Consider the following 14,274-nt stretch of genomic DNA (forward strand, 5'->3'; position numbering starts at 1 on the left):
GCTACGGGGTCTGGTCGGCTGCGGGTTGGTTCGCACTGCGGTGCGAGCATGTTCGATCAGCGTCGAGGTATCCCTAACGTAGCGAGAAATCGATCGGCACCTGAACGCTGAGCCGGTTGCGGGTGATCTCTGCCGGGGGGGCGGGCATCGGGCTGGCGCGCTGGAGCAGTGCGCTCACCTCGGCGTCGATCAACGGATGACCGGAGCTGGAGACGATCCGGTGCGAGAGTAGCCGTCCCTGGCGGTCGATGACGAAGGCGACCGTGACCCGGCCTTGCTGGCGCATTCGCCGCGCCTGACGCGGGTAACGCTTGTGACGATCGAGCCAGTGGGCGAGTTGGCCGTAGTAGTTGCTGCGGCTGATCGTGCCGCCTCCGCCTCCGCCTCCGCCTCCGCCTCCGCCGCCATGGCCACTGCCGCTGCTTTTGCTGCTGCCTTTGCCGTGTGCGTTGCCCTGGCCGCTGCCGGTGCCACCCGGGGCACGATGACGCGCGGACGGAGTTTCGGGTGTGGGCTTGGCTGGCGACCGGGTCGGGTACTGCGCGGGCGGTTTCGGGGTCTTCTTGGGCTTGGGCTTTGGCTTTGGTTCGGGCTTCGGCTTCGGCTTCGGCGCGAGTTCACGCATCTGCACCAGTTCGGGCGGTGCGACCGGGGTCAATGGCGTTGGCGCCGGAGGCGAGGCCAGCATGGGGGCGGGCGCGGCAGCGCTGGCGACCGTAGGGCCGGCTGCGGATCCCGACGATCCGCCCAGTTCGATTTCGTAGGGGATGGCGGGCACCGGTTCGGGTAGAGCCGATGCGGTTAGCGCCATCAGCAATGAGCCGTGCAGCAGTAGCGCCAGTGCTGCCGCCGCCAGCCAGTGTCTGGATCGGATCTCCATCAGTTCGCGGGGGTCGCTAGCAGGGTGATGCGTTCGATGCCGAGTCCGCGCAGCAGCACCAGGGTTTCCTGGAATTGGCGGGCGGTGAGTCCGGCATCGGCCTTGATGCGCAGTTCGCGCTCGGGATCGTCTTGGCGCCAGGCCGCGAGCCGTTCTCGCAGTCGCTGCGCGTCGAGCGCCTCGCCGTCGAGCGCGCGCGCGCCGTCGGCGCCGATCAGCAGGGTGCGCTGGCGCGGTTCCGGTGCCTGCGCCTGAGGGGCCTCGGTGGAGACCGGCGGTTCGATCTCGAAGGGATCGCTGGGGGCGATGCGTCCGGACAGCATGAAGAAGATCAGCATCAGGAAGATGACGTTGATCAGCGGGATCAGCTGTTCGTCGTTGCCGGTGCGTTCGGAGCGGTGGACGAATTTCATTGCAGCCGCACCTCCGGGACGCCTGCTGCGACCAGTCGGTCGATGGTGGAGATGATGGTTTGGAGCCCGACTTCGGGGGCGGACTGGATCACCACAGTGAGCTCGGCGGTGCGTGCCAGCGCTGCGGCGATGCGTGGCGCGATCTGGTCGGCGGCGAGCGGTTCGCCGTTGAGGTCGAGTCGGGCGTCGGCGTGCAGCCGCAGCAGCATGGCCACGCGCGCATCGGCGCCTGCTACGCCGACCTCGGCACCGCGCGCATCGAGCGCGAGCGCGCGCCACTGGTCGAAGTGCGAGGCGAGCATGAAGAACAGCAGCAGGATGAACACCACGTCGATCAATGGGGTTAGTGAGATGGGGTTGCGCCGCACGCGGCGGACGACGTCAAGATGCATAGCCGACCTCGGTGGCGAATGACGGGGCCCTGGGTGCGGCTGCCGATTCGGATCCAGATCCAGATTCTGATTTGCGGTTCAGCGGTTCGGTCTCGGCCCCGGCGAGGTCGCGGGTGAAGACCCGTGTGACGGCGTCCTCCATGCGGTGACTGCAGCGTTCGACGCGGCGTTCGAGCCAGGTGTGCGCCAGCACCACCGGGATCGCCAGACTGAGTCCGGCGGCGGTGGTCAGCAGCGCCTGCCAGATGCCGCCGGAGAGGATCGATGGATCGACCTGCGTGCCTGCCTGTTCGAGCTGGCGGAACGCCTCGATCATGCCGAGCACCGTTCCCAGCAGTCCCAGCAGCGGGCTGAGCGTGGCGATGATCTCGAGTGCGCGCAGGTGGCTGCGCAACTGTTCGAGCTGGAGGGTCGCGACGCGGGCGACCTCCTCGCGCAGGATCGCTGGGTCGAGTCCGGGGTGGCGCAGTCCCGTCAGGGCAAGATGGACCACTCGGGCCACCGGCTGGGGACGCTCCTCGAGCCGGTGCAGGGCGCCGTGGATATCGCCCCGGCTCCACAGCCGCAGAGCCTCGTCGACCGGGGTGCGGGCGTCAATGCGCAGCCGCGCGAACTGCCACAGCTTGACCAGTACGATGGCCGCAGCGACCACCGAGAACAGTGCCAGGATCATCAGCACCGGGCCGCCGACGTCGCTGAAGACGGCGAATCTGTCCTGGAACAGGTCCAGTGCCGTACCCCAGAGCCCGGTGCCGTCGTCCAGGGTCGATGGTGTCGGATCGGCTGCCGTGGGGGCGATGGCCGCTGCTGCCTGCTGGGCTGGAGCGGTGGCGCCGATGTCGGTGGTGGGCATCTCGGTGATGCCGGTCGCGGATGCGGTCATGGTGTCCTGTCCTTCGCGCAGTGTGCTCACTTGAAGAGCTGGGTGGTGATTCGTGAGGTGGGCTCGATGCGTTGCAGACAATCGGTGCGTGTGCCCGCCGTGTCGGCGCAGGCGCCGACATCGTTGATGAGGATGCGCCCGAGTTGTTCGCAGCCGGTCTTCGGAACTTCGAATAATTTGACGCTGGTCTTGCCTGCGGCGATCGGAGCGGCTTCGAGTGCGAGCCGTTGCAGGATGAAGCCCTGATCGTCGAACAGCACCAGTTCGAGTTGCAGGCTGGTGAAGTCGGTCGAGGTCTGGTTGCCGAATACCAGGTAGGTCACGCAGGCGTTCTCGTGCGCTTCGAGCTTGTTGAGCTCGACCTTCAGCGCCCCCTCTGCGGCCGAAGCCCCGAAGGGTAGGGCGCAGCAGAGGAGGGCGGCGAGCGCGTGGGCGCGCGGGCTCTGGGGTGTCGATGTCATAAGTTGGATGCGTCTGTTTCTTGAGTGATATCGATAGTCATTCTCATTTTTTATGATAAACCAGGTATCCGGCTCCGGCAATGCGCGAGCTTGCGGAGACCTTTGCGCTACCTCGGTTTTCGGGGTTTTCTCAAGGACGTTCTTCGGTCTCTGCAGGCCAGCGCTCGCGGAGGCTGTCGAGGGTGTTCTGGTGAGCGATCAGGATGACCTCGTCCCCGGACTTCAATTTGGACGTTTTCTCGGGCAGCAGAAAGGTTTCGTCTCGATAGAGACAGATGATGCGGCAGCGGTCCGGCAACTCCAGCTCGTCGATGTGGCCGGCGTCGGCGTCGCCGACGATGAAGTCGAACACTGCGGCGTCACCTCGGATCAGCGACGAGAGTTCCAGCGATTTCTGCCCGCTCAGCAGTCCCATCAGATGCGAGGCCACCGCGCGGTTGGGCATCACGCTGTCCTCAAGGCCGAGTTCGTGACAGATGCGCTGGAACTGGGGATTGTTGACACGCGTCACGACGCGTTTGAAACCCAGGGAGCGTCCGATCAGGCTCGCCAGGATGTTGGTCTGGTCGCTCTCGTCCAGGCAGAAGAGTACCTCGGTGTTCTCGGGCTCGGCATCGCTCAGTACATCCGGCGAGGTGCCGTCGCCATAGATGAAGCCGGCGTCGAGCTGATCCGAGAGGGTCTCGATACGATCGCGGTCGCGCTCGATGATGATGACCTCGTGTCCGGCTTCGAGCAGCGTCTCGGCGGTCGACAGGGTCAGTGAGCTGGTGCCGATGAATGCCGTTCTCATGGGGATGCGCGCCTCCTTCCGATCCAGGTGGGGGGATAGAACACGACCAGCAGGGCCAGGATCTCGACGCGGCCGAACAGCATGTCGGCCGTCAGTACGAGTTTCAGCAATGGGGCCATGTCAGGTCCGGTGAGTCCGGCAGAGAGGCCGGCGTTGGATGTGGCCGAGACCACCTCGAAGAGGCTGGCCATGGGTGGTTGACCCTGTACCAGGAAGATCAGCCAGGACAGTAGCAGGACCAACGCCCAGAGACCGAGCAGTTGCAGGGCGCTGGCGATCATGTCGGGCTCGACCCGGTCGCCGCCGATGCGCACATCCAGAACCGCCCGCTCCGAGGTGGCGGTGCGTTGCAGTGCGACCTGGATCAACCGGATCAGAATCAGTAGCCGGATCAATTTGATGCCGCCCGCAGTCGAGCCGGTGCAGCCACCGATCGCCATCGAGACCATCAGCACCAATTGGGCCGCTGGGGGCAGGGCGGCCACGTCGGTGGTGCTGAATCCGGTATCGGTCTGCGCCGAGACGCCGAGCACCAAGGCGTCGGCGACGGCGGGTCGCCAGGCAAGATCGCTATGCGTCGCGGTGATCGCCGCGAGCAGGGCGGAGGTGATCAGAATCGCGATGACGAGTGCGCGCACCTCCGGTTCGCCGAACAGGGCGCGCGGGCCATGTCGCGGCAGCCGGGCATAGAGCGGCAGACTGATGGCGGCGACGACGCAGACGAGACTGAGCACCGCGACCGCCGCCGGGGGTAGCGGCGCGATGTTCTGGTCGGTCGTCCCGAATCCGCCTGTAGCCACCGCCGCGAGTCCGTGGACCAGCGCGGAGAAGGGGGCGAGCCCGCTCGCCCAGGCCGCAGCGACTGCGATCAGCGTGAGTGCCGCATAGACTAGGAAGACGCCCCGCGCATGCTCTCGGGCCCCCGCTTCGGTGAGCGATTCGCCGGTGGTCTCCAGCAGACGCCGTGCGCCGGCGTGGTGGCGCATGATCAGCACCACCGTGAACGCGGCAATGCCGAGACCGCCATACCATTGCATCCAGGCCCTGAGAAACAGGAAATCGGTCGGTCGTTCCGCCATGCCTCGCAGGGTGGTGAGGCCGGTCGTGGTCACGCCCGATACGCTCTCGAACCAGGCATCGACCGGTGCGATGCCGATGCCGACGAGCGGCCAAACCATCACCAGCGGCGCCAGGACGAAGGCCAGCCCGGTCATGGTGAGTGCCTCGTTCCATTGAATGTCCACTCCTCGGTGCAGCCTTGCGAGCGGCCAACCGACGACGCCCAAGAGGGCGCTCGTCGCGGCCAGACGCCACATCAATGGGGAATGATCGTTGAAGAGTGCCACCAGCACCGGAGCGATTCCGAGCGCCGCCAGTGTCATCAGCAGACGTCCGATCAGGCCGAGCAGGATCGGCGGGCGCACGGCGTGCATGAGGTAAGCGGCGGTTTGGCTCATTCGGATTGACTCATCTATTCGAATTGACTCATTCGGCCTCGGGTGTGGTGATGCGATCGATCGGACCGATGACAGTCCTCTGCGTCTCACAGCAAATAGCCTGCCGTTGCCTGAAGCGGTTGAGATCGACTCTCCGAGCCTGGTCTGGCGGTGCAATTGAACCTGGAGCGGTTGTAATGCCCCGATCGGCGGCGCGGTCGCTGGTCCTATCCGGCCTCTCTTCCCCTTGCCGGGATACCGTTCGTGGCGCGCATCGACCTCCAGCCGCTCATTCGGGGCGTCCTGGCATCCAGGGTGCTTAAGCCGAAGTACGCACGCCTGCGGCTTGATCGCGGCCTGGCCGGTCAACGTGCTGCTGATCCGCTTGGGCGTGAAATCCGGCATGCACGACCCCCGTGAAATGGCCGCGCACATGCACGGGCATGGGCATTGGTAGACCGCAGCGAACGCCTGAGTAGCGGGGGACGGCGCCCTCGACGTTCGGACGTGGTCGACGCGTCTGGATCGCGTCCCTGTGGACTGATTCGCTCCAAGTGATTCACCCCAAAGCATTGATGAGAGGAAACATGATCCAGAAAGACCTATTCGGAAGGTTGCGAAAGTGGTTCTTGCAGGGGCTGGCGCTGCTCGCGCCCCTCGTCATCACCATCGCCTTCCTAGTGTGGCTCGGCCGCTCCGTCGAACTCTTCATGGGCGACCTGATGCGCGTCCTGATTCCCTCTGGCTGGTACCTGCCCGGCATGGGGCTCGCCGCCGGCGTCGCCTTGACGCTTGTCGCCGGACTGCTCGCCAACCTTTTCCTGGTGCGCTGGCTGCTGGAACGCGCAGAGCGCGTGCTCGATCGTATTCCGTTGGTGAAGAGCCTCTTTCAAGGGCTCAAGGACGTATCCAGATTCCTCGCCAACGATCGCGACGAGGAGGTGGGGCGTCCTGTGGTCGTCGATATCCAAGGTGCCAGGCTGGTCGGTTTTGTGATGCAGGAGCGTGCCGGATTGCCGGGCATCGCATCCGATGGAGACCTGGTCGCCGTGTATTTGCCGATGAGCTACCAGCTGGGCGGCTTCACGCTCTACCTGGATCGCGACCGGATCACCCAGCTCGATGTCGGCGCCGACCGTGCGATGCGCGCGGTGCTCACCGGCGGCTCGCTCGGCAATGGCGCCGATTCGGGTGATGCGGGTCGTCGGGGCTTGACGGAGAAGGAGGCATGAGACGGCCCATGGATCGCTGGAGCGGTTGGGGCACCGTCCGGGACGGCACGGCGATCCGCGCTGGAATCGCTCGCTAACCATGATCGCAATCGCCCCGCCGCTTGTCGCGATCCTGCTGTTTCCTCTGTTCGGTGCACTCCTGGCGCCGCTGGCGGAGCGTCGCTGGGCGCGTGCCCCATCGGTCGTCGCTGCCGTCGCCAGCACTCTGGCGCTGGTCGCCCTCTTGCTGCAGGTGCCGTCGATCGTCGAGGGCACGACCCCGCTGCAGCAGTGGGCGTGGCTGCCAGCGATGGGGCTCGATCTGGCGCTTCGTTGCGATGGGCTGAGCCTGCTGTTCGCGTTGCTGATTCTCGGCATGGGGCTTTTGGTCGATCTCTACGCCCGCTATTACCTGCCGACCGACGCCCCGCGCGGGCGGTTCTATGGGCTGTTGCTGACCTTTCAGTGTGCGATGCTCGGTATCGTGCTCTCGGACAATCTGCTGTTGCTGGTGCTGTTCTGGGAGCTCACCAGCCTGGTCTCCTTCCTGTTGATCGGGTTCGATCCATCCACCGCTGGCGCCCGGCGCGGCGCGCGCATGGCCTTGCTCGTCACCGGGGCAGGGGGGCTGGCGCTCCTGGCCGGGGTGCTTTTGCTCGGCAGCGTCGTCGGCAGCCTGTCGCTGACCGACGCGCTGGCTGCCGGCGATCGGGTCCACGAGCATCCGCTCTACCTGCCGATCCTGCTGCTCATCCTGCTCGGCGCCTTCACCAAGTCCGCTCAGGTGCCCTTCCATTTCTGGCTTCCGGGGGCGATGTCCGCGCCGACCCCGGTGTCGGCCTATCTGCATTCGGCCACCATGGTCAAGGCCGGCGTCTTTCTGCTCGCACGGCTGTTTCCGATCCTGGCCGACGGCGGGCTCTGGTTCGCGCTAGTCGGCGGCGTCGGGCTCGCGACCTTTCTTTTCGGCGCCTATGTCGCCCTCTTCAAGCACGACATGAAGGGACTCTTGGCCTATTCGACCATCAGTCATCTCGGGCTGATCGTCTTCCTGATCGGTCTCGGGACGCCCCTGGGCGTCGTCGCCGGGCTGTTTCACGCCATCAACCATGCGGTGTTCAAGGCGTCGCTCTTCATGGCCGCCGGGATCATCGACCACGAGACGGGCACTCGCGACCTGCGGCGTCTGAGCGGGCTGTTCGTCTTCCTGCCGATCACGGGGACGCTCGCCATGGTCGCGGCGGCCTCGATGGCCGGCGTGCCGCTGCTCAACGGCTTTCTCAGCAAGGAGATGTTCTTCATCGAGACCCTGGATTCCGTGCGCATCGCGGGCTGGCCGCTGCTGCACTGGCTGATGCCGGCGGCGGCGGTCCTGGGCGGGGCCTTCTCGGCGGCCTATTCGTTGCGCCTGATCCACGATGTCTTTTTCGATGGCCGCTTCGATGGCCAGAGCCTGGGGTTGTCCAAGCCGCCGCAGGAGCCGAGGCGCCTGATGCGGCTGCCGATCGAGGTCCTGGTCGCGGTCTGTCTGCTGGTCGGGATCTTTCCGGAACAGGTCGTGCGACCTCTGCTCAGTCTCGGCGCTCGCGGCGTGCTCGGATTCGTTCCCGACTATCATCTGTCGCCCTGGCAGGGATGGTCGCCCGCCTTCCAGATGAGCCTGGCGGCGCTCGGTGGCGCCCTGCTGATCCATATCCTCCGGCGCTCCCTATTCGCCGTGCATGCGCGCTGGTTTCCTCCGGCGCGTGGGGCGCGGGGTTTTCAGCGATCGAGCGCGCGCCTGCTTGGACTGGCCTACCGTGCCCGCCAGCGGATCGAATCCCTGTCGTTGCCCGCGAACCTGGCGTGGTTGGTGGCGACGGCGATCCTGCTGGCGATCCTGGGATGGATCATGGCGCGGCCGTCGGATGGGATACCGATCCGCTGGATCGCGGTGACGCCGACGCCGCTCGATGGCCCGAGCCTCGCGGCCGCCGCGATCCTGACCCTGTCCACCCTGGGCGTCGTGCTGCGGCGCGGCGATCGTCTATGGGCGCTCTTGCTGATGGGCGCGGTCGGTCTCGTGGTCAGTCTGGCCTTCGTGCATTTCTCGGCGCCGGATCTGGCCCTGACCCAAGTGTCCGTGGAGATCGTGACGACCTTGCTGCTGCTGTTGGTCCTGACCCTGCTGCCCAACAGCCTCGATCTCAGGCCATCGCGCTGGCGACAGCGTCGCGACCTTCTGCTGGCCGTCAGCGGCGGCATCGGTAGCGCGGTGCTCGCGGCCCTCATGATGCTGCGCCCGGCCAAGCCGATCTCGGACGGGTATCTGCAGGCCGCCAAGCCTCTGGCGGGTGCCGGCAACGTCGTCAACGCCATCCTGGTGGATTTCCGCGCCTTGGATACGCTCGGCGAGATCAGCGTGCTGGCCATCGCCGCCGTGGGCATTGCCGTCATGGCGCGAGGGTTGACGTTGCGCCTCCCGGCGCGGGGCGTGACGGCGGGCTCCAGGGCGCGTCCCGAGGACCGCAGCGCGTCCGATCGCGACGCGCGCCATCCCTTGATGCTGACCGCCGTCGCGCGGCCGGTGCTGCCGGCGGCGCTCATGCTCGCGGCCTTCCTGCTGCTGCGCGGTCACGAGGCCCCAGGCGGCGGATTCGTCGCCGGGCTGGTGGTCGGGGCAGCACTGATTCTGCTACAGGTCGCGAACGGCTTCGGCTGGACCGCTGCGCGCGTTCACCCCGATTATCTGCGTCTGATCGGCCTCGGCCTCCTGCTTGCGCTGCTGACCGGGGTCGGCGCGCTGCTGTTCGATCGGTCCTTGCTGACCAGTGCGATGCTGCACTGGACCCTGCCGCTGTTCGGCGAAGTCCGCTTGACCAGCACCCTGATCTTCGATGTCGGCGTACTGCTGGTCGTGACCGGGACGCTGCTGCTGGTTCTGGAATCGCTCGGGCGTCTGAGCGACAGCGGTCGCGAACCGCCGGGACGACGCGATGTCCTGACGATTGGCGCATCTCGGGAGGTCGGCTGATGGAATGGCTGGTCGCCACCATGATCGGTCTGCTGATCGGCTGCGGCATCTATCTGTTGCTGCGCTCGCGCAGCTTCCCCGTCGTGCTGGGTCTGCTGCTGCTGTCCTACGGGGTCAACCTGTTCGTCTTCGCTGGCGGAGGGCTGCGCGTCGGTCAGCCCCCCTTGATCGCCTCCGGTCCGCCCTATGCCGACCCGCTGCCCCAAGCCCTGGTGCTGACGGCGATCGTGATCGGCTTCGCCATGACCGCCTTCGTCCTCATGCTCGCACTCCGCGCCTTGAGTGAGTTGGGCTCGGATCGGGTCGACGAGCGCCACGGGGATGAGGAGTCATGAACGCGCCCTCGCTCCCGCTCCCGCTGGTTTTGCCGCTGGCGCTCGGCGCGCTGCTGCTGGTCGGCGCGCGCCTGCCGCTTGCGGTGCAGCGGTTCATCGGTTTGCTGGGCACGCTCTGCGTGCTTGCGGCGGCACTCGACCTGTTGGCGCGCACCGCCCAGGGCGACGTACTCGTAACCGCCATCGGCGGCTGGCCGCCGCCCTTTGGCATCGTGCTGGTGTGCGACCGGCTCTCCGCCCTGATGTTGACCCTGACGGGGCTGCTCGGAACCGCTGCGCTGCTCCACGCGTCCGGCGGCGCAGATGCCTCTGGACGTCACTTCCATGCGCTCTTCCAGTTTCAGTTGTTCGGGTTGGTCGGTGCCTTCCTCACCGGCGATCTGTTCAATCTCTTCGTCTTCTTCGAGGTGCTGCTGATCGCCTCCTATGGCCTGCTGATGCAGGGCGGCGGTCCGGCGCGCACCCGTGCGGCGCTGCACTACGTGGTGCTGAATCTGGTCGGGTCATCCCTGTTCCTGCTCGGCGCGGCCCTGATCTATGCGGCCACGGGCACCCTGAATCTGGCCGATCTGGCGATCCGACTGGGGCAGCTGCCTCCGGTCGACGCGAGGCTCGCCGGGGCCGGAGGGCTGCTGCTGTTCACCGTCTTCGCGCTCAAGGCCGCGCTGCCGCCGCTGCATGCCTGGATGGTGCCCGCCTATGCAGCCGCACCGGCGCCGGTGGCCGCGCTGTTCGCTATCCTGACCAAGGTGGGGCTCTATGCCATGCTGCGGCTGCTGAGTCTGGTGCCGGACACCGGCTCGGAGCCGGCGCTCGCGGGGTTTGCGACCTGGCTGCTGACGGGGGCCGCAGTCGTGACTATCACCGCCGGCAGTCTGGGCGCCCTGGCCAGCACGCGACTCGGGACCATGATCGGCTATCTGGTGATGCTCTCGATGGGCACCCTGTTGGCCGGCATCGCGCCGGGCACGCCCGAAGGGCTGGCGGCGGCCCTCTATTACCTCGTCCATACCACGCTCGTCACCGCCGGGTTGTTCTTGCTCGCGGACCTGATCGCCAGTGGACGCGCTCAAGGCGATCGGCTGGTCATCGGCGACCCGCCGCGCGATGCGCAGATCCTGGCGCCGCTCTTCCTGCTCGGGGCGATCGCCATCGCCGGGCTGCCGCCACTGAGCGGTTTTCTCGGCAAGGCATGGATCCTGATCGCGGTCCAGGACTCGGCCGCGACCGGTCCGACGGTCTGGCCCTGGATCTGGGCGGCGGTGCTCGGATCCAGCTTCGTGGTGCTGCTGGGGCTCTCGCGAGCCGGCACGCTCTTGCTCTGGCGTCGTCGTGGCGCGGTGTCGCCGAGCGCCATCGCGAGCCGAGATGGCGGTCTGTCCGGATTGGCGCGACCCGCGCTCGTCGGCACGTCGGCACTGCTCGCGGCCAGCCCGCTCCTGATGCTGTTCGCCGGACCGCTGACCGGCTTCACGCTGGCGACCGCGCGCCAGATCCTCGACAACGGCGGGTATGTCGCGGCCGTCGCGGGACTCGCGCCCCTGTCCCACGCCTCGGACGCGCGTGAGGAGGGTCGCGATCGATGATGGCCTGGCTGCGTTTTCCACTGACCACACTCGCGCTGCTCGCGCTCTGGCTGCTGCTGGTCGGCAGCGTCGGGCCGGGGCAGGTGCTGCTCGGAGCCCTGCTGGCGATGCTCATCACCGGCGCTACGGCCGGGTTTTGGCCGAGACGCCGACGACCCGGTCGGCCGTGGTTGATCCTGCGCTATCTGTGGCGGCTCGCCACGGACATCCTGACGGCGAACGTTCGCGTCGCCGCGCTGGTGCTCGATCGGCGACGGCGTCCACGACCCTTCTTCGTCGAGGTGCCGCTCGCGCTCGTGGATCCCTTCGCGATCTATCTGTTCGCGAGCACCGTCTCGCTGACGCCGGGCACCGTCTCGGCGGATCTGCGCCGCCCGGCGGACGGCGGCCGCACTCTCCTGCTGGTCCATTCACTCGACGGCGGCGATGCGGCGGATGCCTCGGAGCGGCTGTGCCGGGACCTGAAGCAGCGTTATGAACAACCGCTGATGGAGATCTTCCGATGATGCTTGAGATCGTGATGCCGGCCGCCCTGGCCATGATTAGTCTGGCCCTTTTGCTGAATCTATGGGGGCTGCTGCGAGGACCGGATATGCCCGACCGCGTGCTGGCGCTCGATACCCTCTATATCGACAGCATCGCGCTCTTGGTGCTGCTCGGCATCCAGTTCGACAGCCAGCTCTATTTCGAGTCGGCCCTGGTGCTGGCGCTGCTGGGATTTCTCGCCACCGCTGCGTTTTGTCGCTATCTGGTGCGCGGCCGCGTGATCGAATAGGGGAGGAGACAGCCATGCTCATCGATCTTCTGGTCTCGGCACTGGTGCTGCTCGGGACCGCCTTCGCGCTCATCGGCTCCATCGGTCTCGCTCGGCTGCCGGACTTCTTCACCCGACTGCACGGGCCGACCAAGGCGACTACCCTGGGCATCGGCGCCATGCTCGTCGCCTCCAGCCTGCATTTCAGCACCCAGGGTGACGGACTGGCGCTGCATGAACTGCTGGTCACCGTCTTTCTCTTCATAACCGCCCCCGTCAGCGCCAACTTGCTCGCCAAGGCGGCGCTGCATCTGCGGGTCCGCTCGATCGCGGCGATCCCACGGGCGTTTCGCGACAGCTAAACTGCGTCCGAATTGGATTGTCCGCCATACCGCATCTTGCGAGAATTCGGGCAACCCCACGAGCCATAGGTCGATATCCATGCAGATCGAAGTCGATGTTTCCGTCGATGGTGTGCTGACGGCGCGCCTGCCGAGATGGAGGTGTTGGTGAGGCCGACTCGCTATCTGTAAGCTGCCTCCATCGCCTGTTCCTCTCCCTGTCATGATTGATCACCGAATCGAGAATCGTAAGCGTGGTCGCCCTCGCAGAGTCAGTTTCGATGACGAGCCTAATGAAACCTGCCCCATTTTCCGGAGGTGTAATTAGAGATCATTAATATATTCGATCAGAAATTCAACCTCTTCGCTGGCGGATTGATTAACAATATCAATCATCTTGTTGACGTCTTTATTCATAAAATCAGCAGCCCGCCAGAAATCATCTTTCACCCCTTCATCCAGTTTTTCTGTAGCGCTTAAGAGAGCATCGAGGTCATCACTTTCGTGAATGACGTTGGTACGTTCAAGGAATTTTTCAAAATCGTCTCCTTTATCGTTGGGCCCGTAATCGCTGAGAGCCTTGTCAGTTTGATCGAGCTGGTGTAGTTCATCAACCAGCTCATCTCTCTGGTTTGCTTCTAAACTTGAAAGCTTGGTAGCGAGGCTGGCAGCGCGGCGCGGCTCTTCTCGATTTAACCATGCATCTGTTATCAGCAGTTCAATGGTTTGTTTTTGATCTTTCCTTCCCGCTCCTGAATCCTTAATCTCATAAAAAGCGTGGCCATCATCAATGCGTTTTTCTCCGAAACGCGATTCGGCAATAAGAAGTCTTGCAGTATTGCTCGACTGTAATTTTTCTATGCTTTCCATTGCTTCATGATTACTCTCAAAATTAACGGGCTGCTCTTTATCCTTTCCAAGCAAACGCTCCAAACCTACGGTGGTAATATCAAGATATGCGCGTTGGTTGAGATTGTCCAGCTCACTCAGCTCAGACGTCATCTTACTGAGCTGAGTGTTGTTGAAATCGTAGTTCTCCGTCAATGATACAAACTGATCCATCATTTCCTTATTGACAGATTCTGCATTGGCATCGTAATCAAGTTTGATTCCCTGCCACGTAGTCAATGGGCTGTGATCCGGCACTCCAGGGTTGCTTTTTGCGAAAGGGGAAATTGATTGGGCAAGACCAGACATGTAGCTAATAACCTTGTCCTGAGTATCCTCCTCAAAGTCGGACAGTTTTTCCATTAGACGTATTCCTACGTCCGGGTCGATTCCCAATATTTCAAGTAATTCGCTTTCTCGGTCATCACTGTATTTGCTTAAGTTGTCAAAAACGGAGTTGACCGTCTCATCTATATTTTCAGGCTCAATAGTGCTGATGGCTTTGGTGAAATCATGAATATCATTGGCTGCAGGAGAGCTATTTGGCTGAGTACCATTTGCCAAATACCTCGAGGGGCGTTCACTTAAAGGGACAGGCAAACTCAGTTGGTTTGTTTTCTCCAAAACTCTGGAAGCCGTCTCTGTGTCCATTTTCTTTAGGCTCTGAATAAGGTTATTCACCTCAGCTGCGCCGGTAGCTGTTGAAAAGCCATACCTGCGATCTGTTCCGGGAGTCTGCAAGGCCGCAGCTGTACGAGCCAGATTGCTCAAGTCTTCATCGCTGAGTTGCTCGGCAAATTTGAGAAAATTTTCATCTTCAATTAATCAGTTGAGAAATCCCCCGGCTTTGCCGGGGAGACCGTAGAAGTTTGACATTTACAAGAGTCC

The 14,274-nt window shown here is 64.2% G+C and carries 15 protein-coding genes; 7 read left to right on the forward strand and 8 right to left on the reverse strand.

Annotated features, from left to right (window positions below; translation table 11 throughout):
• Positions 1 to 73 precede the first annotated feature (73 nt).
• The 7 genes from ACFSJC_RS09150 to ACFSJC_RS09180 all read right to left on the reverse strand — a co-directional run bounded on the left by ACFSJC_RS09150 (position 74) and on the right by ACFSJC_RS09180 (position 5,279).
• The gene (locus tag ACFSJC_RS09150) at positions 74 to 880 is read right to left on the reverse strand and encodes an energy transducer TonB (RefSeq protein ID WP_386025896.1); all 807 of its coding nucleotides are present in this window, start codon (positions 878 to 880) and stop codon (positions 74 to 76) included.
• Positions 880 to 1,293, reverse strand: a complete 414-nt coding sequence (locus tag ACFSJC_RS09155) for an ExbD/TolR family protein (RefSeq protein ID WP_386025898.1) — start codon at positions 1,291 to 1,293, stop codon at positions 880 to 882. Before ACFSJC_RS09155 ends, ACFSJC_RS09150 begins: the two co-directional genes overlap by 1 nt.
• Positions 1,290 to 1,685 carry an ExbD/TolR family protein gene (locus tag ACFSJC_RS09160; RefSeq protein WP_386025900.1) on the reverse strand — a complete coding sequence of 132 codons (396 nt, stop codon included), beginning with the start codon at positions 1,683 to 1,685 and terminating at the stop codon, positions 1,290 to 1,292. Before ACFSJC_RS09160 ends, ACFSJC_RS09155 begins: the two co-directional genes overlap by 4 nt.
• Complete coding sequence (locus tag ACFSJC_RS09165) at positions 1,675 to 2,568, reverse strand: MotA/TolQ/ExbB proton channel family protein (RefSeq protein ID WP_386025902.1); 894 nt, start codon at positions 2,566 to 2,568, stop codon at positions 1,675 to 1,677. The genes ACFSJC_RS09160 and ACFSJC_RS09165 overlap by 11 nt, the downstream gene beginning before the upstream one ends.
• Positions 2,569 to 2,594: 26 nt before the next feature.
• On the reverse strand, positions 2,595 to 3,029 hold the full coding sequence (locus ACFSJC_RS09170; protein WP_386025904.1) for a Tat pathway signal sequence domain protein: 435 nt from the start codon (positions 3,027 to 3,029) through the stop codon (positions 2,595 to 2,597).
• 130 nt (positions 3,030 to 3,159) lie between these two features.
• Entirely contained in the window at positions 3,160 to 3,822 is a 663-nt protein-coding gene (locus ACFSJC_RS09175; RefSeq protein WP_386025906.1) for a potassium channel family protein, read from the reverse strand.
• Entirely contained in the window at positions 3,819 to 5,279 is a 1,461-nt protein-coding gene (locus ACFSJC_RS09180) for a TrkH family potassium uptake protein (RefSeq protein ID WP_386025908.1), read from the reverse strand. The genes ACFSJC_RS09175 and ACFSJC_RS09180 overlap by 4 nt, the downstream gene beginning before the upstream one ends.
• A 566-nt stretch (positions 5,280 to 5,845) precedes the next feature.
• On the opposite strand from ACFSJC_RS09180, the gene ACFSJC_RS09185 reads away from it, so the two are divergent.
• The 7 genes from ACFSJC_RS09185 (at position 5,846) to ACFSJC_RS09215 (ending at position 12,519) form a co-directional block, all read left to right on the forward strand.
• Positions 5,846 to 6,490, forward strand: a complete 645-nt coding sequence (locus tag ACFSJC_RS09185) for a DUF502 domain-containing protein (protein WP_386025910.1) — start codon at positions 5,846 to 5,848, stop codon at positions 6,488 to 6,490.
• Between the two features lie 79 nt (positions 6,491 to 6,569).
• A complete protein-coding gene (locus ACFSJC_RS09190; protein ID WP_386025911.1) occupies positions 6,570 to 9,482 on the forward strand; it encodes a monovalent cation/H+ antiporter subunit A in 2,913 nt (970 codons plus the stop codon).
• Positions 9,482 to 9,817, forward strand: a complete 336-nt coding sequence (locus ACFSJC_RS09195; RefSeq protein ID WP_386025913.1) for a Na+/H+ antiporter subunit C — start codon at positions 9,482 to 9,484, stop codon at positions 9,815 to 9,817. The genes ACFSJC_RS09190 and ACFSJC_RS09195 overlap by 1 nt, the downstream gene beginning before the upstream one ends.
• Entirely contained in the window at positions 9,814 to 11,403 is a 1,590-nt protein-coding gene (locus ACFSJC_RS09200; protein ID WP_386025915.1) for a monovalent cation/H+ antiporter subunit D, read from the forward strand. Before ACFSJC_RS09195 ends, ACFSJC_RS09200 begins: the two co-directional genes overlap by 4 nt.
• On the forward strand, positions 11,400 to 11,909 hold the full coding sequence (locus ACFSJC_RS09205) for a Na+/H+ antiporter subunit E (protein WP_386025917.1): 510 nt from the start codon (positions 11,400 to 11,402) through the stop codon (positions 11,907 to 11,909). Before ACFSJC_RS09200 ends, ACFSJC_RS09205 begins: the two co-directional genes overlap by 4 nt.
• A complete protein-coding gene (locus tag ACFSJC_RS09210; RefSeq protein WP_386025939.1) occupies positions 11,909 to 12,178 on the forward strand; it encodes a K+/H+ antiporter subunit F in 270 nt (89 codons plus the stop codon). Before ACFSJC_RS09205 ends, ACFSJC_RS09210 begins: the two co-directional genes overlap by 1 nt.
• Before the next feature lie 14 nt (positions 12,179 to 12,192).
• Complete coding sequence (locus ACFSJC_RS09215; protein ID WP_386025919.1) at positions 12,193 to 12,519, forward strand: Na+/H+ antiporter subunit G; 327 nt, start codon at positions 12,193 to 12,195, stop codon at positions 12,517 to 12,519.
• A gap of 303 nt (positions 12,520 to 12,822) precedes the next feature.
• Here the strand turns inward: ACFSJC_RS09215 and ACFSJC_RS09220 are convergent, their stop codons facing one another.
• Positions 12,823 to 14,157: a hypothetical protein gene (locus ACFSJC_RS09220; RefSeq protein WP_386025921.1), complete on the reverse strand. Its 1,335-nt coding sequence runs from the start codon at positions 14,155 to 14,157 to the stop codon at positions 12,823 to 12,825.
• Positions 14,158 to 14,274: the final 117 nt, after the last annotated feature.

The sequence above is a fragment of the Thiorhodococcus fuscus genome (genome assembly GCF_042682685.1).
In the GTDB taxonomy this organism is placed as follows: domain Bacteria; phylum Pseudomonadota; class Gammaproteobacteria; order Chromatiales; family Chromatiaceae; genus Imhoffiella; species Imhoffiella fuscus.